Origin of the sequence: Enterobacter sp. BIDMC93, assembly GCF_001037805.1 — a bacterium.
Classification (GTDB): domain Bacteria; phylum Pseudomonadota; class Gammaproteobacteria; order Enterobacterales; family Enterobacteriaceae; genus Enterobacter; species Enterobacter hormaechei_C.
The window spans coordinates 2,440,472-2,459,726 of sequence record NZ_KQ089962.1 but is presented as its reverse complement, the minus strand read 5'-3'; the positions used below and the strand labels follow the sequence as shown (position 1 = coordinate 2,459,726).

Below are 19,255 nucleotides of genomic sequence, written 5' to 3'. Positions count from 1 at the left end.
ATTACCCCGCATCCTTCAGTTCAAAATGGCCGTTCTCAAGATCGACGTCGGTGCGAAAGAGAAACTCCAGCGGATACGGCACGCACCACAGGCGACCTTTGATTTCGATAGACAGAACGTTGTGCAGATCTAACGAGGAGGTATCGGACACGCAGCGAACCTGAAGCCCCTGCGGCAGGATCCGCGGTTCAAAGTTAATAATCGCTTCGGTGAGCTTGCGCTGAATGTCGTGCCATTCAATATCGGACATTCTTTTCCCCGCCAGCGGCGCCACGCCAAAATTCACGACGGAACGGCTCACCTGCATCAGCCCGCTCAGATCGCTGGAGGCATCGTGGTTAATGGTGTTAAACAACCACTGTAAATCCCGCAGGACGTTACGACGCAGCGCGGCGTGGGTAATCAGATTGCTGTTGGCGGACTCGCGTTTTTTTTCCGGATCGTTATCCGTCAGGCGATCCAGCAGTGAGGGCTGCATTTTGTCGCGCGCCCCCACTTTCTCCTGCCTGCTGCGGGCCTGCCAGCCGCTGCGCAGCAGATCGCCTTCGCCAGCGGGATTACTCATCCGCACCATCCGAGGTAAATGTCACCAGGCTCAGGGTAAGCAGCGGGCTTTCGCTTTGCTCGCTCAGCCAGGCTTTCTGTCCCATGCCTTCATACAGGGCGCCGTCATCGTCCAGCGGGAGCCATTCGGTGGTGCGCCCCAGCTTAACGCTGTCTGGCACCCCGTCAGCAAACGGATAACGCGCCGGGATCTGACACACCTGCTCGGTGCCGTCCGTGAGGCGGACCAGCGCATGACGCCACACCAGATCGGTCACGCTGGCCGGAGCCTGAAAACGGATCGCGTCGATGGCGCAGAACGGCACCCAGAAATAACGGCCATTGACCAGGGTTTCACACACCGGCCCCAGACGGGCATCGCCGTCCATCAGCCATTCAAAGGTGTGGCTCTCTTCATTCTCCAGCGTGACCTGCCCGCGGCTTGCCGGGGCCTGTTCGAGTGCCGCCAGGCGCAGCGTTTGCGCTTGCCCTGCGCTTTCGGTCAGCGCCTGGGCTAACGTCGTCAGCCACGGCCACTGCGCCTCGGGCATTGTCGGTCGTACCTCTCCCGCGAACACGCGCGCCCGCTGCTGTTCACCCTGAATGGCCTGCTCCAGCAGCGTTACGGTCGGTTTTGCCTGCGGCTTCAGCGCCAGCCAGCTTTTCAGCTGGGTCAGGGCGCGCGCCCAGTTGCCGCTGAGGATCAGAAACTGCACAAACGCGGCGCGCAGATCGGCATCCGCCGGACGGGCTTTGATATCGGCTTCCAGGCGAAGCAGCGCGTCGCTAATCGACTCGCCCGCCAGACGTTGATAAAGCGTATTCATAGCCCCTCCTTAATTCGCCGCGCGCCAGGCGCCCACTGCCGGATCGCGCAACTGCGGGCGCAGCGTGTCAATCAGAACAACGTTCAGCTCCGCGCCCGGTGCAACCCATGCGCTCCAGATCTTCTTCACCTCTGCGATACGCGCCTGGAGTCTGGCGTCGTCGCTGGCGATCTCACGGGTGATTTCCACCGCCACCGTGCCGTTGCTCTTCCAGCCGTTCAGGGTGCTGTCGTACGGCAGGATCATCCAGCTCTGGTCGCTGTTCGGGGTGCTGAAGACCATGCGTTCTTTGTTGACGGAGGTGATCAGCGCCTTTTCAGGATCGACCGCGTTGTTCAGCCCCATCACCGGGAAGCCGTGAATGTAGGTGACCGGAATCGCTTTCTGCGTCCCGTTACGGTTCTGCGTCACCACGGTGTGGCCGCTGAGCCAGCTGCCGTTGCCGCAGCGGGTGGTGTCGGAATCCGGAATAAACAGCGCTGGCGCGGAGGAGCCGCCCTCCCAGAAGGTGCGCAGATGGCAACCGTCCTGAAGGGTGAACTCCTGCCATGGCGTACGATCTGCCGCCACGGTGTGCGTCTCCGGATTCTGGTCAGGTGGCAGCAGCGCGCCTGAGGTGGTGGTCGTTGCCGCCGCCGTTTCCTGCTGCTTCACCACCAGCGCCCAGTCCTGCGCTTTAGCCGCTGTGCCCCGGGCAAGCGTCGTGCCTTCCGGATCGTTAAGCGTCCAGTTCAGGGTATTCAGCTTGCTGCACTGGTGCTCCAGCAGCGAGCCAAGGCGCGGCACGAAGTTTTCCAGCACCGAAACCTCTTTCTTGCCGTTCGCCACGATACGCAGCGCCACGTCCGCCTTACACCAGCTTTGCGGCGTATTGTCTTTAATGTTGTCGATCCAGATATCCAGCTTCTGCGCAGGAGACTGCACGATGCGGAAGTTTTCAGCCTGTGCGGTGGTCGCCACCGTCAGAAGAGCCAAACCCGATAGCCAAAGTTTCATATCAATCCTTGTGTGTCTAATCAGTTCCGCAGGGAAGAAATTGTGCTGCGTCAGAGAGCGTATGCAGCAAAGTGGTGTCCTGAGGGTTGCCCATCCACACCGCCACGGCGGTATAGTTATCCTGAGCATTGCCCTCCTGTTCGGCATTCTTTTGAATGATTTGGTTCATTAAGGTCAGCCACTCCTGTGGCGTATTGACCATGTGCAGCGACTGCTTCATCTGCTCTTCGCTGACGCCGTGCCAGAAACCGTCGGTGCAGAGCAGGAAGGCATCACCGTCCTCAACCTGCACGACATCGCTGTAGCTCGCTTCCGGTCCGCCATTCTCAATACCCAGCGCCAGATACAGCAGGTTGCTGTTGAGATCGTCGGTCTGATGCCCGGCATCTTTCATCTGCTGGACGAGGCTGTGATCGGTGGTGACATGCCACAGCCAGCCGCGGCGAAACAGGTACAGGCGGCTGTCTCCGGCGTGCGCCCAGTAAGCCAGACGGTAATCCCTGTCGATAAACAGGCTGACCAGCGTGGTGCCCATCCGGCGATAGTCCTGCACGGCCTGTTGTTCGCTGAGGATGGTGCGGTTCGCCGTTTGGACGTAGTCACGAATATGCTGCGCATTCAGGTGCTTGTCGCCGTCAAAGCGGGAAATAATGCTGTTGCGGGCCAGCTCAGCGGCCACCTCGCCGCCCGGCAGGCCCGCGATGCCGTCACAGACGACAAAGCAGGCTGAACGTTCCCCGATGGTTTCTCCCGTCTGATCCTGGTTGCTGGCGCGCGTCCCCTGGCGGGAGAGAGAAGCCGTTGCGATATTCATTTTTCTTCCGATCCGCTTTGTGAGTCTTTGTACTGATTGACCTCCATGTCATAGGCATGGAGGAAGGCTTCGCCAAACAGGGTATGGAAGTCGTCCTCGATCTCGCCCGCCGTCTCGCCATAGCTGCGAACGAAATAATCCCACAGCGCGGCTTTACGGCTGCCCGGCAGCGCCAGGCGTGACGTCATCCCGTTCTGCTTCGCCTGCTCTTCCAGTTGTTCCGGGTTAAAGGATTGCAGCATGGCGGCGATAATGGCGCGGATACCAGAGATCATCCCTAGCTGGTGTGCCTGGAGATCGATCAGCGCATCACGCACCGATTTGGTCGGCGGCATAAAGCCCGGCATCGGCGTGCCGAACATCTGGATCAGCACCGTTTTCCCGGTCGGCAACAGTTTGAACGGGTTGTTCGCATCGTCGAGCACCATGGTCATATCGGCTTTCACCCCACGCTTGAGGATGGAGCGCGAGGAGAGCAGCGCCACGGTCCCCTGCGAGAACATGCCCAGGATCTGCCCCAGCTGACGCATATTTTCCCGGTCGAATTGCGGTACCGGCTGCATTTCGCTCAGGCCCATGCCCTCCAGCAGCGCCTCCAGCAGTTCGCCCTGAAGCACCTCGCCCCGCTCGCCGGTCTGCGCGGAGGCAGCAGGCGATGCAGCGTTTTTAACCGGGTCGATACGCAGGCGGCCTTTAGGCGCCTGCGCGTTGCTGCGCGCCACGGCCTGCGGCGTTGGCATGGTGAAGCCAGCGTAATCGGGGCGCGCGGGCTCCTCTTCCGCGCGCGGCGCGTCCTGTGGTTCAGTCGGTTCCGGATCGAACAGCGGTGAGCTGGCCAGCGCATCCTCTTCCTGTGCGGCTTGCGGTTCAGGCTTTGGCTCCGGCTTATCGGCCACGATTTCATCCGGATGGGTTAACGGCGCGCCGCCCATCAGGCCGAGAGGGTCATCATGACGCGCGGCAGGTGCGCTCGCCGACCCGCCAAACAGGGCTAACGGATCGAGTTCGTCCGACGCCTCTTCCTTTGGCTGGGCAGGTTTGCTTTCGTCCGGCTGTACCAGCGTTGAAGGGGTGACATCGTCAAAGATGCTCTCTTTTTTAAACAACGCTTCATCGCTAAACAGCGTGTCCGGGTCAACGTTTTTACGTTCAAGCGACGGTTCGGCGTCGTTAAACATTGCCAGCGGATCTTCGGCATTCCGCTCCGGGGCCGCAGGCTGAGAGAACGGGTCGTGGGAGGCCGCGGGCTGTGGTTTTGCCCGGTTGCTGGAGATGCTGTCGGAGATGGAAAACTCCTGCATCAGGCTGTCCCAGATTTCCGACGGCACGGCCGTAGGTTCAGCTTTTCCGCGAGGCGCGGCGCTGGCCGGTTTCGGTTGCGGCGCTGGTGCAGGTGTCGCCACTGGGCGCGCCTGCTGCATGCTGGCCGCCATGCGGCTTACGGGCTGGGTGTCATGAATGAGTTCGCTGACTTCAATGCGATAATCATCAATACCGAGAATATCCCCATCCTGAAGCTCAACCTGACGCCCACGCTCCAGCGGGATATCATTCAGTACCACGCGGGTAACGCTGCCGCGGTTCGTGACGCGGCATTCGCCACTGGCGTCGACGTGAACGATGGCCTGCAAACGCGAGATGGTGCGGTCATTGTCCGGCAGCACCAGATTGTTATCCGTACCGCGCCCAATGGTGCCGCCCGGGGCATAAAAATCACAGCTGCTTTGCGGCGGCTGATGACCGGGTTTCGTAGAAATAATCGTGAATCGCATGGCGTATTCCTGCTGGTATGATTAGCGCTCAAACGCTGCCGCTCTCGGGGGTGAGAACGGCGGGGTTTGGGGGTTAAGGGCTGATTAAAGCTATTTGACTACATTCAGGAAAATAATGCCGATAAGCAGCCATAGCGTAAAAAGTAAGGCCTGAGCTTTATAGCGTCGATGCAGTTTTAATATCCAGCCGATTCTCTCTTCCGGTAAAGCCTGAACGAATTTATAGGCATCGTCCTGAACATTTCTGTCTTTGGTAAATTTCATCTTCACGCCTTTGCGAAGACGAACAAACCAGATTATTTTTTGATAGTTCGCCAGCGAACCAAAAAATGATGCGTAATTTGTCACCAGATCGAGATCGTAGCCTTTTTGCCTATATTCTGAAAGAAGCTGATTATATTCGGCCTCGTGTTTTTTAAAATAACGGGAACTGATGAAGTCCATAATTACGACAAGTAAAAATAAAACAATAATCAGAAATAAAAGAATATTTTCTAAATTCACCATAGCTTATCCATGACATATTCAGTTGCTCCACCGGCAACTTCGCCACCAATGTATCCACCCGCAGCGGCTCCTACCACAGAACACGCGAGCAACCCTACACCACCTGTTGCCACGCCCAATGCAACACATACGCCAGCCCCAGCCATGGCGCCATATTTTCCGCCATAAATCCCGCCCGCAAGACTGGCGCCAAATTGACTGTACTTCTTAACGGCGACTTTTGAACAACTCTGCTCTCTACCTACTGTACAGGCATCGTAAACTTCATTGGTTGTGTTTGCACCAGCGAAGCCGATAGCAAGCCATCCTCCCATTTTCAGAAAACGGGCAGCTTTTGAAGCATTGTCTACATATGTTGAATACCCTCGTATCGAGGCAACACCCGCAGTACTCCATTCGTGGACAATTGACCTGCTTGATAAACCTAAAGCGTGCTTGATTTCTTCATAAGGTTTCAGTTTCAGCGTTAGTCTGGACAGCTTATTTAATAAAACATCCAGCTCAGAAAAAAGTTTTTGCCTTTCAACAAAAAACTGCTGCCCGATCAATGTGCCTTGCGTTCTGTATTGATTTTGATAAGCCAGTTCGATAGCTTTTAATTTCTTTTCTATTTCGCTAAAGTACCTTTCACCTGCATCAGCAACCACCCCGAGAGATTTATCCATAAAATTAGTTAATGCTGCGATGGTACTAAAATGCTTGTTAAAGAAATTAGCTTCATCTGTATTCAGTTCTGCCAATGCTCCATTAACCTTTTGCTTTGCATTTTGTAATTGTTTTAGCTGAACCGCATTTTCAGCACCCGGAGCATTAAGGATCAATATTTGCCCGGGTTTTAACCACCGTGTGTCCCTGTTCACTTGCATAAAATAACGTGCCGCTTCACTGTCTGGTTTATTGAACAGTAGTCTTGCCTGGAAATCTAACGTACCAGCCTGCTGAACAACACAATAACCAGGAGCAACCGTTGATTTTACGCTCATATTGACATCCCTTTGCAAACGAAATTAAGTCTCTATAAATAATGACCGGGGAAAACTCCCCGGTCACGCGCGCAATTACGCTTCTTTGTTTTCTTTGATGTTCCAGCCAGCGCTGCTTTCAGCACCTTTACCACCGGCAGTGGTCTGCTCCCAGTACTGCTGTTTCACTTTCGCAGCCTGGAATGCATAGGTCACGCCAACGGTATCGCCGTTGTCTGCACCCGTGTACTGAACGGAAGTCACGAGAACGTCTTCCAGGGTGATGCGGGTGTATTCAACCTGCTGACCACCCGCTTTGCAGACGGACAGTTCAACTTTGGTCAGGTGTTTACCGCTTGCGCAGTGTTTCAGGATTGCTGTAGTGGATTTGTCGATCAGAGCGTTAACGTGCAGATCGTTAAAGTTCACTTTACCGGCACCGCCGCCACCGCCAACGCTCATATTACCTGGCTGGGACGCGCCCCAGGAGAAAGAGGTAATATCAGTCCAGCCGGTGTGGTTAGAATCTTTAGATTCGCCCGTAACACCCTCGACCTTCAGAAACATATCAATAGCCATAATATCTACTCTTCGTGGATGAACAATATTGCTTTCGAAAAAGCCCTTATATGGCAAACAGGAAAGCATGGGGCTGAATAAAACCGTCCATATTTTACCTCTGCCTCATATCAAACGACCCGTGTCATTTGACAGTCTTACATTCCCCCTGAATGAAAGGAAAGAATGTGAAGTCTTTTACTACTGCGGATTATCCTGAATCCAGGTACGATCAGGATCGCCAATGATGAGCTGCGGAACCAGTTTATTCAGTTCGTCGCTATGATAAAGACGTAGACAATTTAAGGTTACGCCTTTTACATCAGGTTTGCGCTCCGAGTGGAAACCATTAATTTGGTTTTTATACTTCCCAATAATGGCGTTAACTTTGTCAGTACCGTTTTCAGCATCAAACGGTATCCATTCAATAAATGCACTCGCACTGCGGGCCGCATCAGCAGAAAATTGACTGCCTTTATCTGCCACCTGCGCAAGGCAGCGCGCCAGGACAAAATCTTTTACCACCTGCCGGTATGTTTGCTGCTGATAAAAATCAACGTAAGGGTTGTCACCGCGAGCAGAAAAAGATAAGCAAGTGAGCAAAAGAAATACGGACTTTAGACACCTGAATATAATTATTTTAATTCCCAAAACCAGATTTCCTGACAGTACGGAAAGCAATCGGAGTTACATATAAACGAATTATTACTCAGAGGCTCGATAAGGTCGATATGACCACCGCCATACCCATCAATTTTATTGAAGAAAACAACACCTTTTCGGCCCAACATTGAGCGTGCACCAGCCTCGCGGTCTTTAAAGATTTCTGCCTTGCCAAACACATGGGATTTATAAAGCTGATCGGCAAGTAATTTTGCGCCAGGCTCGATTGTTTTTCCCTTATAGGGACCGGTCTTTATGGGTAAACGCCCTGTAAATTCAACATTGCATTTTAACAATGCCAGGCTCATTCTTACCGCACAGGTATTTTCGTATGCCGGTTGTTGCTTGATAATCGTCGAATAATCGTAGCCAATTTCTGAAAAAACCTGTTCACCCGAGGCAAAACCCGCGCGTGTGTGATTTGAAGAGTAATGCTGACGTTTAAGTTGTTCGTATAATGGTCTCATTTGTCACTCTCCTTTTTTGCACGGGCGTAATTCTTTCATGCCGTCAATGATGATTTTTGAAGCGCGCTCCTCGCCTTGCTGTTTCGATAAGTTCGCAAAACGAGAATAGAGAAACTCATGTATTGTATTTGGCAAAAAAGGCCTGCCCTTGCACCATGCAGTGCCCTCAGACGCGTCGACTACGCCGAGAAGATACATATTTGCCTTAATGCGTTCACGTTCATTCGTTTTCGACAGCCAGGCTTTAGCAAAACGCTCTGCACTCAGATCTAAATCGTACCCTGTTAACAGCGTCGGATCGCGTTGGAAGTTTGATGTGTCATCCTGAGGCAATGCTTCCGCTTGAGGGTATTTGTAATTTCCAGCGTCCGCGCTTGCGAGAGTAGAAACTGCCAGCAAACTGGTCGCGATCAAAAGTATATGTTTCACCGTCTATCCTTATTCACTGACAGAAATAAGCTAAGCTCTTCCGCTCAGATGGCCGGCCCCTTCGGGCCGGCAATCGTCATTACGCGTCCTTCGTCTTCAGCGACGGCAGTTTAGATACCAGACGCAGGGAAACGGTCAGACCTTCCAGCTGGTAGTGCGGACGCAGGAAGAACTTCGCGGCGTAGTAGCCCGGGTTGTCTTCGATTTCCTGCACCTGCACTTCCGCCGCCGCCAGTGGTTTGCGGGACTTAGTTTCCTGGGAGGAGTTAGCCGGGTCGCCGTCCACGTAGTTCATCACCCAGTCGTTCAGCCAGCGTTCCATCTCTTCGCGCTCGCGGAAGGAGCCGATTTTGTCGCGCACGATGCACTTCAGGTAGTGAGCAAAACGGCAGCAGGCGAACAGGTACGGCAGACGGGAGGCCAGGCGCGCGTTAGCGGTGGCATCCGGGTCGTGGTACTCGGCCGGTTTTTGCAGGGACTGCGCGCCGATGAAGGCGGCGAAGTCGGAGTTTTTGCGGTGAACCAGCGGCATAAAGCCGTTTTTCGCCAGTTCCGCTTCACGACGGTCGCTGATGGCGATCTCGGTCGGGCACTTCATGTCCACGCCGCCGTCATCGCTCGGGAAGGTGTGGCACGGCAGGTTTTCCACCGCCCCGCCGGATTCCACGCCGCGAATCGAGGTGCACCAGCCGTACTCTTTAAAGGAGCGGTTGATGTTGGCCGCCATCGCATAGGCAGCGTTTGCCCACGAGTAGCTGTTGTGGTTCGCGCCGTCGGTCTGCTCTTCAAAATCAAAGCTGTCGACCGGGTTGGTGCGAATGCCGTACGGCAGACGCGACAGGAAGCGCGGCATCACCAGGCCCAGATAGCGGGCATCTTCTGATTCACGCAGTGAACGCCAGGCAGCGTATTCGGTGTTCTGGAAGATTTTGGTCAGGTCGCGCGGGTTAGCCAGCTCCTGCCAGGACTCCATCTGCATCACGCCCGGCGCGGTGCCGGTGATGAACGGACAGTGGGCCGCAGAGCCGATGCGCGCCATCTCGCCCAGCAGCTCAACGTCCTGCGGGCTGTGGTCGAAGTAGTAGTCGCCCACGATGCAGCCAAACGGCTCGCCACCGAACTGGCCGTACTCCTGCTCGTAGATTTTTTTGAAGATCGGGCTCTGGTCCCAGCCCACGCCCTTGTAGCGCTTGAGGGTGCGGCCCAGCTCCTGCTTGGAGATGCTCATAAAACGGATCTTCAGCATCTCGTCGGTTTCGGTATTGTTCACCAGGTAGCTCAGCCCGCGCCAGGCGCTCTCCAGCTTCTGGAACTCCTCGTGGTGAATAATCTGGTTCACCTGCTGTGAAAGCTGCTCGTCAATACCTGCAATCAGGTTCTGAATGGTGCGGTAGGTATCGTTTGAGAAGGTTACGGTGTTTTCCAGCGCCTGCTGCGCCAGGGTTTTAACCGCGCTTTCTACGGCAGAGCGCGCCTGATCGGTTTTCGGGCGGAACTCTTTATTCAGCAGCGCGCTGAACTCGTCCTGGCTGAACGCCTGGCCCGCCTGCTGATCGTGTTGTTGAGTCTGGTTGCTCATCGATTATTCCTCGCTACCTTTCGCACTTTCGTCATTTTTTGGCAACTGGCTCAGGGATTTGAGCAGCGTCGGATCCTGGAGAATTTTCGCGATCAGCTCTTCCGCACCGTTTTTACCGTCCATGTAGGTCAGCAGGTTGGAGAGCTGGGTACGGGCTTCCAGCAGCTTGTTCAGCGGCTCTACTTTGCGGGCCACCGCGTCCGGCAGGAAGTCGTCCATGCTGTCGAAGGTCAGATCGACGTTGAGCTTACCTTCGCCGGTCAGGGTGTTATCCACCTGGAACGCCACGCGCGGCTTCAGCGCCTTCATGCGTTCGTCGAAGTTGTCGATGTCGATTTCCAGGAACTTACGCTCGTCGACGGCTGGCAGATTTTCCACCGGCTTGCCAACCAGATCGGCCATAACGCCCATCACAAACGGCAGCTGAATTTTGCGTTCTGCGCCGTAGATCTCTACGTCGTACTCGATCTGCACGCGGGGAGCACGGTTGCGTGCGATGAATTTCTGTCCACTGTTACTCATTGCCATGATGTTCTCCATCAAAGATGCGCGGTGAAGGTGAAACGGCAGACTCCATGCCTGTCGTCATAATGCCAGGACGCGTCATTCGCGGCGTCCAAAGATGTTTTCCAGTTGGTTAACGCCGTCTGGCGCCAGGTCGCGAATAATGTCCATAAAGTTGAGTTCAGACAGCCGCTGCACCCGTTCAATCATCAGCGGTGCGGGATGGCTGGGTTCGTACTGCGCAAAATACTGTTTCGCTTTTTCCAGCATCAGCTGGGCGTCGGCGCGGCTGGTCACCTGCACGCTGCGCCAGTCCGTCACCTGCTGAACGGGCGACGCGGCCACCGGCTGCGGCTCGGCGTGCTGTTCAGCCTGCGCGTCACGGTTCGGCAGCAGCTTGCTGATATCGGTCACCTGACAGGCGCTGGAAACCAGTCCGACGGTTTTCAACAGCTGTTCCATCTCCGGTACGCCACTTTCCCCGAGATAGCCGGTAAGCAGTTCGCGGATGGCCAACAGGCGTTCGTTGATCACGATTACCGCTTCGGTGCCGGGCTGATCGCCCCGGGCCAGCTCATCGATCAGTCGTGGACGACCGCCCGGATAATCCGGACACTCGGTTTTACTGCCGTCAAGCAGCGCCTGGGCGTCACGGAGCGAAATCTCATCGCCGTTTGAGCGGAGCAGTGAGGCGTTACGCACCGCGACCGTCAGGTCAGATTTATCACTCAGCCCGGCGAGGGCGTTGATGCGGTAGAACGGATCGGTTTCGCCATACTCTTCCAGCAGAGGGTAAAGTTGCTCCCAGTATCGGGACAGGGCTTCCTGCACCAGCACTAGCCCGTCGGCGTAACCTGCCAGCCCGCGACGACGTGTCCAGGCATGGGTTAACGCCAGCATGACGCGAAGATCTTTGGTGCGACCCAGCAGGCTGGTGGCGAGTTTTTCCACCGTGTTCCAGTCGGCAGGCTCTGCCGGAATGATGGTGTCGCCAAACTGCTGCTCGGCTTTGCCCTGACTGGCCTGACCCATGGCCTGGAAATCGGCGTCGTACTCCAGATTTTCACCGCAGGGGTTATCGGGGCTTATCGGCGCGAGAAATTCATCGATATTCATAAGATCCCTGCTTATTCAAACATAGGCGGGTAAAGACCGTGGCGGCCCGGACGGGCGCCGCCTGCCGGATCGAACAGCAGCGTAAAGAGCTGCCCGGTGAAGTTTCCGCTGTGGACGTGGGTGTACAGCGGATAGCCGTCGCAGCGGTTTGTCCACCAGTAGCTGGTCTGGCGCAGCGGATCAAAACACTCCGCCGCCTGCGGCCAGCCCAGCGTGCTCTGACCATCGTCGTCATAGCCAATCACGTCGAGAATGTCGGAACGCTTTTGCGGCTCAACCGGCTGGGGCGCCGGGATGGTCATCAGCATTTCATCCAGCTGGGAGGCAGAATAGCTGTTACGCACCGCGTGCAGCCCCAGACGGCCAAGCTGCTGGTACCAGCTTTCAGCCTGCCCGAGCAGGCGGGATGACCACTCGGCGGGGGTGAAGCTCAGTTGCAGGCATACCGGATAGTGGCGGCCTACGCTGTCACGGCCCGGCAGCAGGCAGCCCATCTGAATCATCTGGCTACCGAGCATCGGCGGGACGACAAAGTTCCACACCGGGGCTTTTGAAAACGGGCGCTCGCCGCTGCGCTGCTCTTCCTGTTGCCAGGCCAGCAGGCCGACCTGGAACCAGTGCGACCACTGGCGTTGCAGGGTATCCGGAAAGCGACGCTGCAAAAAATCTCCGGCGCTGGGTAATTTGCCATACCAGCTATAACGGTTCATCGCAGGGGTATTCGTCATACGGCTGTCCTTGCGGTTATGGGCATGTGAAACGGGGAAGCTGGAACGGGTTGCGGATGCTGTTCGGGGCAAACTCCAGCGTGACCTGATGTCCGTCGACGTTGAAGGTCGCCTGACGGCTCAGGCTACCCGCGCCAGGGCTGGTGCGCGCCTTGTCGAAAAAGCGGTTGAGCGCCCAGGAACCGTTAGTTACCAGCGTTGCGGTGCTGCCATTGGTCAGACCGAGCTGCATACGCACCTGGTTCGTCCCGCCCGGCCCCGGCCAGTTCATGATCTGCACCGCCTGCGGACCGTGGCTGTAGCGCAGCAGCTGGCCGTCCACGTCCAGCGTCAGGTTCAGAATGGTGTTGTCCATCCGCACGGTGCGCACCGTGACCTTAAAGGATGGCGTGGTCGCGCCGTTGGCAAAGAAGGCATCGCGGACAGACTGCGCCTGCTGGAACGGACGCAACAGCCCTTCGCTGCCCGGCAGCGTTTTACCGTCGATGCCCGGCATAAAGCGCCAGTTCGCCTGGGTGGTGTCCACCTTGTTGGTCAGGTTGTCGCGGAAAAAGGTGTCCATCAGTCCGGTGCCCGGCGCGAACATGCGGGCGAGATCGTCCGGCGTCACCTCGGTGCTGGCGCTGCGCACCAGTGGATAACGCCCGGCAATCGCCTGACGGCAGAACCCACCCACTTCCACGTTGATGCGCTTACGCACGTTCTCCAGATCGCGACGCTGGGTGTCGCTGCTGGCGCCGACGGCCATATTGCTGAACATGGTTTGCAGCCCGCCCGGCAGACGGCCCGCGCTGGCTTGCAGGCGGCTGATTGCATCCCCGCCCGGCGCAGGCATACCGCTGTTTGCCGCATCCTGAACGGCGGTCAGGTAACGATAAAGCTCGTCAACCTGCTTAAGAAAATCGTCAAAGACGATGGTCTTGCCACCCTTCTCCAGCGGCTGCGCCAGCTCAATCATCGGCGCATAGTGGTCAGTCACCAGTTGCTCAGGCGCCTGCGTCACAACCGCGCCCTGCGTCGGGGCGTTGTCACCGTTGCTGAACAGCGCTTCCAGCGTGCGGGTGGCGCGGTTGCTTTGGTCTTCCGCTTTCTGCGCATCTTCCGGCGCTGGCGCAGTGCGCGACAGGGTCAGCACCTTGCTCAGGTTAAGCACCAGACGGCGCAGCGGCGAGTTGGTGCCTGAAAGCAGGCGCGCGGTGTTAATGCGCTGGGAAAGATCGGCGCTGTTGTTGAGCTGAATGTCAGCGAGAAAGCGATCCCAGTTGACGATAAAGTCGCGCATGTAGAGCTGGCGCACCGCGTTATCGATCTGCTGTTTATCTTCCTGGGCGGTGGTTGCTCCCAGTACCCAGGCATCGTCCTCGTGCAGGGCGATGGTCACGCTGTCGATCTGGTCGTTGAAGCTCTTCCAGTAGCCGTCCGGCGTATACAGACCCGGTACGCCCTCACTCACCGGCTTGCCGCTTTTACGGGAAAACACAAGCTCGCTCTGCGGGCCGCCGAGATCTGAAAGCGAAACCGGCTTCAGGTTCTCATCATGCTCCAGCAGACGTTTCAGGCGGCCATATACGCGTGTTGAGAGCGGCTGCTGTTTGATAAGCGCCCTTTCACGTGCCACCAGATCCTCATCCTGCGCATACGGTGAAGCCTGGATTTTTGGCTCCAGCAGCTGGGTCAGGTGCCATTCCAGCTCCTGAAGCTGCGCCTGCGTCACGTTCTGCGGCAGGTTGCGTTGCAGGTTAAGCATCACCCACGAGTGCAGGAATTTGCCGTCATAGTGCTTCGGCTGGTAGAGCATCTGATAGGCCTTCAGCGCCTCATAGCTGTACTCCACGTCGCTGCCGTTGTCGTTGCGCAGCCAGGTGGTAATGTGCATTGCCACGGCGGGCAGCAGCATCTGATCCAGCGCCTTCTGATACAGAGACTGCGAGGCATCGCTGACGTCATCCCCGCGATAAAGCCCCATGCGGCGGGAAACCGGCGGGTCGTTAACGTCGAAGGCATCGCTTTTCGGTAGATCCACCAGGCTGTTAAGCAGCGGCAGAAGCGCAAACAGATCGCGCTGGGGCTGGTTTTGCAGCGCCTTGCTCTGCTGCTCCAGCATCGGCACTTTTGCATCCACTTCTTCCAGATAGGCTTTATTTTTGGCGTAGCTGGTCAGCCACAGGCCACCCAGGATCACCAGCAGGGCCAGCAGCGCCGCGTAGCCGGACCACATCACGGCGCGGTTGCGCAGCTCCCACCAGCGGTTTTCCCCGGCGATGCCCGCTTCCTGGAAAATGACGTTTTGCAGCAGGTTTTTAATGAAGAAGCTTTGGCCCTTCGCGCCCGGGATCGGTGCCTCTTTGCTCACCGAATCCCAGCGCGTGCTTTCTTCCCCTTCGGGCAAGGAGAGCGCGCGGTTCAGCTCGCCCATCACGCGGTCAAACGGCATCCCTTCCTGAGTGCCGCTGGCAAAGTAGATGCCGCGCGGCGAAAATTCTGTTTCGAAGTTTGAGCGGGCAAAGACCGTGCTCAGGTAGTCAGCCAGCAGCGGACGCAGCGCGGCGAATTCCTGCGGGAAGAGATAGGCTTCCGCACGGGTTTTGGCGTCATGCTCTTTGAGCATGGTTTCCGGCAGGCCGGCATCCAGACGCTGTTGCAGCAGGGAAAATTCCTGCTGGAAGTTGCCCATCAGGTCGTAATCGGCGTGTTTGGTCTGCTCCCACGGCAGCGTAAAGCCCCAGATCTGGTCGCGCTGGGCTTTGTCGTAATCCGCAAACCAGGCGCGGAAGCCTTTAAGCAGGTCCGCTTTGGTCACCATCACATACACCGGGAAGCGAATACCCAGCTGTTCATGCAGCTCGGAGAGACGCTGGCGCAGGTTGACCGCCTGCTGGCGCGAGGCCTCAGCGGACTGCGAAAGCAGGTCGGAAATGCTGATGGTGATAATCACGCCGTTAATGGGCTGGCGACGGCGGTATTTACGCAGCAGGTTGATAAATTCCAGCCACTCCCCGGCGTCCTGAACCTGCTCGCTCTCCTGAGTGGTGTAGCGCCCCGCGGTATCCAGCAGAACCGCCTCGTTGGTAAACCACCAGTCACAGTTGCGCGTGCCGCCAATGCCGCGCAGCGCGGTTTTACCGAAGCGGTCCGCCAGCGGGAATTGCAGCCCGGAGTTGGCCAGCGCGGTAGTTTTACCGGAACCCGGCGCGCCAATAATGACGTACCACGGCAGCTGATAGAGGTACTGCGTGCTGAAGCGCTGCGTCCACTGCGCGCCGTGCCCCGCTTTGCTGAAGTGGGCTTTTTTCAGCATCTGGGCGGCTTCATCGAAACGCCCGGCAAGGATCTGCTCCTCGCTGTTCAGCCGTTTCTGCGGATCGGCCGCTTCCGGGCTGGAGGTATTTTCGTTGAGCTTGTCCATCAGCTTACGGTTCAGCCAGGCGTTATACAGCCGCGGCAGAATGTGGCTCTGGGCCCAAATCAGGTAGACCACCGCAATGCTGATGACGCGGTTCTGCTCTGATTCAAGGGGCCGGGTATCCACGATGGACAACAGCGGGCCAATCATCCAGATGACCGCCGCGAGCGCCGTTACGCCCAGGAAGCTCCACAGAATGCGATTGGTCAGTATAGAAAGTAGAGTAGTCAGCATCCTTAGTTTCCTTGCGGCAATCCGTTCAGCTCGGCCTGGGTATTGTCAGGCGATACCAGCAGCGTAATTTCCACGCGGCGGTTACGGGCGCGATTTTCAGGCGTGGTGTTTGGCGCTACCGGGTTGATCTCGCCCCGCCCTTCGGCTTTGACGCGCTCAGGTTGCGAGAGGCTGCCCTGGAGCTGTTTTTGCACCGAACGGGCGCGCTCAAGCGAGAGTTCATAGTTAGAGGCGAAGCGTGCGCTGCGGATCGGCACGTTGTCGCTGTACCCCACCACCAGAATTTTGCCGCTGACGTTATTCATCGCCTGGGCGATGCGGTCGATGACCGGCTCATAGCGATCGCGCACCACCGTTGAGGCCGAGGCAAAGAGTCCGTCCCCTTTCAGGATCACCACGCTGCGATCCGCCTCATCCTTAACGGCCACCAGACCGGCATCAATTTCTGGTTTCAGGAAGCCGCGCAGGTTCAGCACCGCCGGCAGCTGACGCGCAGGCTGCTGGATGGTGGTTTCCGGCAGTTGGGACTGGTAAATTTTCGCCAGCACCGGGCTGGTGTTATCACCCAGACGCCAGTTCAGCACGATATAGAACAGGCAGGCGATAAAGCCGACCAGCGCCACGCACGCCCAGAGTGGGATCATCGGCCGCCAGAGCTTGCGCAGTACGGGGCGATCTTCCGGGTGCGGCGAGAGCGGCGGCGGGTAGCTGCCGCGCACGCCACGGATCATCTGCCACAGGCGCTGTTTGATGGTTTCAAGCTGGGTCCGGCCATTGTCCAGCACGCGGTAGCGACCTTCAAAGCCGAGCAGCAGACAGTAGTTGATCATCTCCAGCAGCAGAATGTGTTCGCGCGGATTCTGCGACAGACGCGCCAGCAGCTGGAAAAACTTCTCACCGCCCCAGGTTTCGTTATGAAACGTCACCAGCAGACCATTGCTTGACCAGACGCCGCTGCTTCCCCACGGGGTCAGCGCGGCGGCTTCGTCCAGCGCCGTGCAGAGGCAGTAGCGCGCGCCGACAATCACTTCATACGGTAAGCCCGCCTGCTGGCATCGCACTTCGAAACGGCGAATTTCGTCAATCAGGCGCTGGCGCAGCCCGACCTGATCGTCGTGGGAAACCGAATGACGGATTTGCGGAATCGCATTGAGCAGCGGATTGGCGGCCGCCACCAGCTGATTGTTCCCACTGGCTCCGGTAAACACGGCATCACTGCCGGTATCCTGTCGTTCCTGCATATTAAGCGCTCGCTTTATTATTCTGTCGGGCTACGGATGGCCCAGAACTCCATATCGAGACCCGGGAATTCCCCTGCGAGATGCAGCGCAAATGCCCCGGACTTGTCCATCTCGTGCCACAGTTCGCTGCCCCTCTCGAGTTCGAAATAGCTGTAGCCTGCATGCCACGGGATCTGCGGCGGCGCGACGGGCATTGCCCGAAGCATGATGCCCGGCAGCTGGAGCTGAACCAGATCGCGAATTTTCGACACTGGCGCAACCTTCATCTGGGCAGGGAAATGGGTTTGCAGGTGTTCGCCGGGGACATTGGCTTTTACCGCCAGCACGAAGCCAAATTCGCGGACCATGCTGGTCTCCGGCACGGTGGCGATGTTCAGCCCGTGGGAGCGTTCGTGCAGCGGCAGCTGGATGGCATGATCTTCCATGACCAGCGACAGCCCCTGGCGCAGCATCAGCATCAGTTTGCTGAAGCAAACGGCGAGATCGTCATGGTCGTAGACCGGCAGTATGCTCTCTGCGGTACGCTGCGGCGTCCAGGTGGCGAGCTCCGTGGCAAACGGCAGCCAGCTGCGCCAGAGCGCTTCCGGGTGAAGCAGCGGCAGCGTTTTTAAATGTGAGACGTCGCCAAGGTGGCGGTTGATCAGCGAGAGAAGCGTGAACTCAACCATCTCAGACGTATTGAAACGCCCCGGCTGGCGCAGTCGACCGCCGATCTGCTGGCTACGCTGCACCAGCAAGCCGTGCAGGTCGTTGATCATGCCGTAGAGCTGCGGGCTGTTATTGGCGTTCAGCATTGGGGGAATGTAGCTGTTATCCAGCCGCACGTGGTTGTCGTTGCGCTTTTCGGTGACGTACGCCACGCCGATGGCGGTCCATTCTGCCGTCAGATCTTTCTCCAGCATCAGGGTCAGACGCAGGCGGCCAAACTGGACCGTCGCCTCCCCGACCGACATGGCGTTGTCGTCTTCCACCTCTTGTTCAAAGGTAATAAAACGCGCCAGAGAAGACGGCTCCTCGCTGAAAATCACCTCTTCACGGCCGCCGCGACGAACCGGCAGCGCAAGCACCACCTTTTCGTTGGTGAGATTATCGGGGATTTTTAGCGGGGCCGGACCATTGCGGTCGCTGCGAACCTGGAAAAAGGTGCCGTCAGGCAGCAAACCGCTACAGTAGCTGAGGGCAATACACCCCTGGCGTAGCATCGCTTCATCCAGCTCAAGGTCGAGAAAGCCCCAGAGATACGATCGCTGCAAGGCCCCCCACTCACGAACGTGGTTGAGGAGGTAACTTTCTGTCCGCTGGAAATGGTGGGGACGCAGGAACATGCCCTCGGTCCAGACGACCTTTTCTGCTTTCGTCATGATGATCTCTTTCCTGTTATGAAGGGCGTTACTGGCTGATGACCCGGATACCATTTACGTCAAGAAAGACGCTGGCCTGGAGTTCATCTGCGGACCATTTCCAGAACTGGTAAATCGCGTTTTCGCCGGGAACAGGCAAAGGAAGTGAGACGCGCCATTTTTTGCCGTCCAGCGCCTGGTATTCCGCCATCACGCCGATATAGCGCGCTTCCGGTGAGCTTTGTCCGCTCAGGGTTTTCGAAAGCTGGCCCGGCATCAGGAAGAACACATCGCTGTTCAGCAGATTCGCGCCAAGCGTGGCTGACGCGTTGTTCTGTAAGGAGTAGAAGTCACTGGACATGAAATCCGCATCGGATTTCAGCAGCAACACTCTGACCTTAAGCGGCGCAGAATCATTGATTTGAGGATGAGCCTGAAACTGAAGATTGTAGCGGGAGGGGTCGCTGTGTGAAGACGACGTACAACCACCGATCAGCGCGAAAATCAACGCAAAAAAAGGGAACCACATCCGATGAAAATTTTTATTATTCATAAAAATATGCTCGTGAAAC

The 19,255-nt window shown here is 57.1% G+C and carries 19 protein-coding genes; all 19 read right to left on the bottom strand.

Annotated features, from left to right (window positions below; genetic code table 11):
• Window position 1: 1 nt before the first annotated feature.
• Window positions 2–565 carry a type VI secretion system baseplate subunit TssE gene (gene tssE, locus SK58_RS11590; RefSeq protein WP_048219908.1) on the bottom strand — a complete coding sequence of 188 codons (564 nt, stop codon included), beginning with the start codon at window positions 563–565 and terminating at the stop codon, window positions 2–4.
• On the bottom strand, window positions 558–1,370 hold the full coding sequence (locus SK58_RS11585) for a type VI secretion system accessory protein TagJ (RefSeq protein ID WP_048219906.1): 813 nt from the start codon (window positions 1,368–1,370) through the stop codon (window positions 558–560). The genes tssE and SK58_RS11585 overlap by 8 nt, the downstream gene beginning before the upstream one ends.
• 9 nt (window positions 1,371–1,379) lie before the next feature.
• Window positions 1,380–2,366, bottom strand: coding sequence for a hypothetical protein (locus SK58_RS11580; RefSeq protein WP_022651409.1), 987 nt, complete (start codon window positions 2,364–2,366; stop codon window positions 1,380–1,382).
• Window positions 2,367–2,382: 16 nt separating this feature from the next.
• Window positions 2,383–3,180, bottom strand: a complete 798-nt coding sequence (locus tag SK58_RS11575) for a PP2C family protein-serine/threonine phosphatase (protein WP_003859969.1) — start codon at window positions 3,178–3,180, stop codon at window positions 2,383–2,385.
• Window positions 3,177–4,952 (bottom strand): type VI secretion system-associated FHA domain protein TagH, encoded by a 1,776-nt coding sequence (gene tagH, locus SK58_RS11570; protein WP_015570335.1) that lies wholly within the window; start codon window positions 4,950–4,952, stop codon window positions 3,177–3,179. Before tagH ends, SK58_RS11575 begins: the two co-directional genes overlap by 4 nt.
• A 90-nt stretch (window positions 4,953–5,042) precedes the next feature.
• A complete protein-coding gene (locus SK58_RS11565) occupies window positions 5,043–5,459 on the bottom strand; it encodes a hypothetical protein (protein WP_048219904.1) in 417 nt (138 codons plus the stop codon).
• Window positions 5,453–6,442, bottom strand: coding sequence for a hypothetical protein (locus SK58_RS11560; RefSeq protein ID WP_015570333.1), 990 nt, complete (start codon window positions 6,440–6,442; stop codon window positions 5,453–5,455). The genes SK58_RS11565 and SK58_RS11560 overlap by 7 nt, the downstream gene beginning before the upstream one ends.
• Window positions 6,443–6,517: 75 nt before the next feature.
• Window positions 6,518–7,000: an Hcp family type VI secretion system effector gene (locus SK58_RS11555; RefSeq protein WP_014884229.1), complete on the bottom strand. Its 483-nt coding sequence runs from the start codon at window positions 6,998–7,000 to the stop codon at window positions 6,518–6,520.
• 180 nt (window positions 7,001–7,180) lie between these two features.
• Window positions 7,181–7,630, bottom strand: a complete 450-nt coding sequence (locus SK58_RS11550) for a T6SS amidase immunity protein Tai4 family protein (RefSeq protein ID WP_223230143.1) — start codon at window positions 7,628–7,630, stop codon at window positions 7,181–7,183.
• Entirely contained in the window at window positions 7,615–8,109 is a 495-nt protein-coding gene (locus SK58_RS11545) for a T6SS effector amidase Tae4 family protein (protein WP_022648411.1), read from the bottom strand. The genes SK58_RS11550 and SK58_RS11545 overlap by 16 nt, the downstream gene beginning before the upstream one ends.
• A 3-nt stretch (window positions 8,110–8,112) precedes the next feature.
• On the bottom strand, window positions 8,113–8,538 hold the full coding sequence (locus SK58_RS22305) for a Rap1a/Tai family immunity protein (protein ID WP_032670776.1): 426 nt from the start codon (window positions 8,536–8,538) through the stop codon (window positions 8,113–8,115).
• Window positions 8,539–8,617: 79 nt separating this feature from the next.
• Window positions 8,618–10,117, bottom strand: a complete 1,500-nt coding sequence (tssC, locus tag SK58_RS11535) for a type VI secretion system contractile sheath large subunit (protein ID WP_006810956.1) — start codon at window positions 10,115–10,117, stop codon at window positions 8,618–8,620.
• 3 nt (window positions 10,118–10,120) lie between these two features.
• Complete coding sequence (gene tssB / locus SK58_RS11530; RefSeq protein ID WP_008502644.1) at window positions 10,121–10,645, bottom strand: type VI secretion system contractile sheath small subunit; 525 nt, start codon at window positions 10,643–10,645, stop codon at window positions 10,121–10,123.
• Window positions 10,646–10,720: 75 nt separating this feature from the next.
• Window positions 10,721–11,737, bottom strand: a complete 1,017-nt coding sequence (gene tssA, locus SK58_RS11525) for a type VI secretion system protein TssA (protein ID WP_017693278.1) — start codon at window positions 11,735–11,737, stop codon at window positions 10,721–10,723.
• Window positions 11,738–11,748: 11 nt separating this feature from the next.
• Window positions 11,749–12,465, bottom strand: a complete 717-nt coding sequence (gene tagF, locus SK58_RS11520; RefSeq protein ID WP_015570330.1) for a type VI secretion system-associated protein TagF — start codon at window positions 12,463–12,465, stop codon at window positions 11,749–11,751.
• A 16-nt stretch (window positions 12,466–12,481) separates the two neighbouring features.
• Window positions 12,482–16,102 carry a type VI secretion system membrane subunit TssM gene (gene tssM, locus SK58_RS11515; RefSeq protein ID WP_048219901.1) on the bottom strand — a complete coding sequence of 1,207 codons (3,621 nt, stop codon included), beginning with the start codon at window positions 16,100–16,102 and terminating at the stop codon, window positions 12,482–12,484.
• Between the two features lie 2 nt (window positions 16,103–16,104).
• On the bottom strand, window positions 16,105–17,343 hold the full coding sequence (locus tag SK58_RS11510; protein ID WP_003859963.1) for a DotU family type VI secretion system protein: 1,239 nt from the start codon (window positions 17,341–17,343) through the stop codon (window positions 16,105–16,107).
• Between the two features lie 17 nt (window positions 17,344–17,360).
• Window positions 17,361–18,704 (bottom strand): type VI secretion system baseplate subunit TssK, encoded by a 1,344-nt coding sequence (tssK, locus tag SK58_RS11505; RefSeq protein WP_048219899.1) that lies wholly within the window; start codon window positions 18,702–18,704, stop codon window positions 17,361–17,363.
• Window positions 18,705–18,732: 28 nt separating this feature from the next.
• Window positions 18,733–19,236 carry a type VI secretion system lipoprotein TssJ gene (gene tssJ, locus SK58_RS11500; RefSeq protein ID WP_015570327.1) on the bottom strand — a complete coding sequence of 168 codons (504 nt, stop codon included), beginning with the start codon at window positions 19,234–19,236 and terminating at the stop codon, window positions 18,733–18,735.
• Between the last annotated feature and the right edge of the window lie 19 nt (window positions 19,237–19,255).

Excerpts from the sequence above, each read along its gene's own strand:
- tssJ (WP_015570327.1), bottom strand. The coding sequence starts at position 19,236 with ATGAATAATAAAAATTTTCATCGGATGTGGTTCCCTTTTTTTGCGTTG.
- SK58_RS11560 (WP_015570333.1), bottom strand. The coding sequence starts at position 6,442 with ATGAGCGTAAAATCAACGGTTGCTCCTGGTTATTGTGTTGTTCAGCAG.
- SK58_RS11585 (WP_048219906.1), bottom strand. The coding sequence starts at position 1,370 with ATGAATACGCTTTATCAACGTCTGGCGGGCGAGTCGATTAGCGACGCG.
- tagF (WP_015570330.1), bottom strand. The coding sequence starts at position 12,465 with ATGACGAATACCCCTGCGATGAACCGTTATAGCTGGTATGGCAAATTA.
- tssC (WP_006810956.1), bottom strand. The coding sequence starts at position 10,117 with ATGAGCAACCAGACTCAACAACACGATCAGCAGGCGGGCCAGGCGTTC.
- tssK (WP_048219899.1), bottom strand. The coding sequence starts at position 18,704 with ATGACGAAAGCAGAAAAGGTCGTCTGGACCGAGGGCATGTTCCTGCGT.
- SK58_RS11575 (WP_003859969.1), bottom strand. The coding sequence starts at position 3,180 with ATGAATATCGCAACGGCTTCTCTCTCCCGCCAGGGGACGCGCGCCAGC.
- tssM (WP_048219901.1), bottom strand. The coding sequence starts at position 16,102 with ATGCTGACTACTCTACTTTCTATACTGACCAATCGCATTCTGTGGAGC.
- SK58_RS11565 (WP_048219904.1), bottom strand. The coding sequence starts at position 5,459 with ATGGTGAATTTAGAAAATATTCTTTTATTTCTGATTATTGTTTTATTT.
- tssA (WP_017693278.1), bottom strand. The coding sequence starts at position 11,737 with ATGAATATCGATGAATTTCTCGCGCCGATAAGCCCCGATAACCCCTGC.
- SK58_RS11555 (WP_014884229.1), bottom strand. The coding sequence starts at position 7,000 with ATGGCTATTGATATGTTTCTGAAGGTCGAGGGTGTTACGGGCGAATCT.
- SK58_RS11580 (WP_022651409.1), bottom strand. The coding sequence starts at position 2,366 with ATGAAACTTTGGCTATCGGGTTTGGCTCTTCTGACGGTGGCGACCACC.
- tssB (WP_008502644.1), bottom strand. The coding sequence starts at position 10,645 with ATGGCAATGAGTAACAGTGGACAGAAATTCATCGCACGCAACCGTGCT.
- tagH (WP_015570335.1), bottom strand. The coding sequence starts at position 4,952 with ATGCGATTCACGATTATTTCTACGAAACCCGGTCATCAGCCGCCGCAA.
- SK58_RS11510 (WP_003859963.1), bottom strand. The coding sequence starts at position 17,343 with ATGCAGGAACGACAGGATACCGGCAGTGATGCCGTGTTTACCGGAGCC.
- SK58_RS11545 (WP_022648411.1), bottom strand. The coding sequence starts at position 8,109 with ATGAGACCATTATACGAACAACTTAAACGTCAGCATTACTCTTCAAAT.
- tssE (WP_048219908.1), bottom strand. The coding sequence starts at position 565 with ATGAGTAATCCCGCTGGCGAAGGCGATCTGCTGCGCAGCGGCTGGCAG.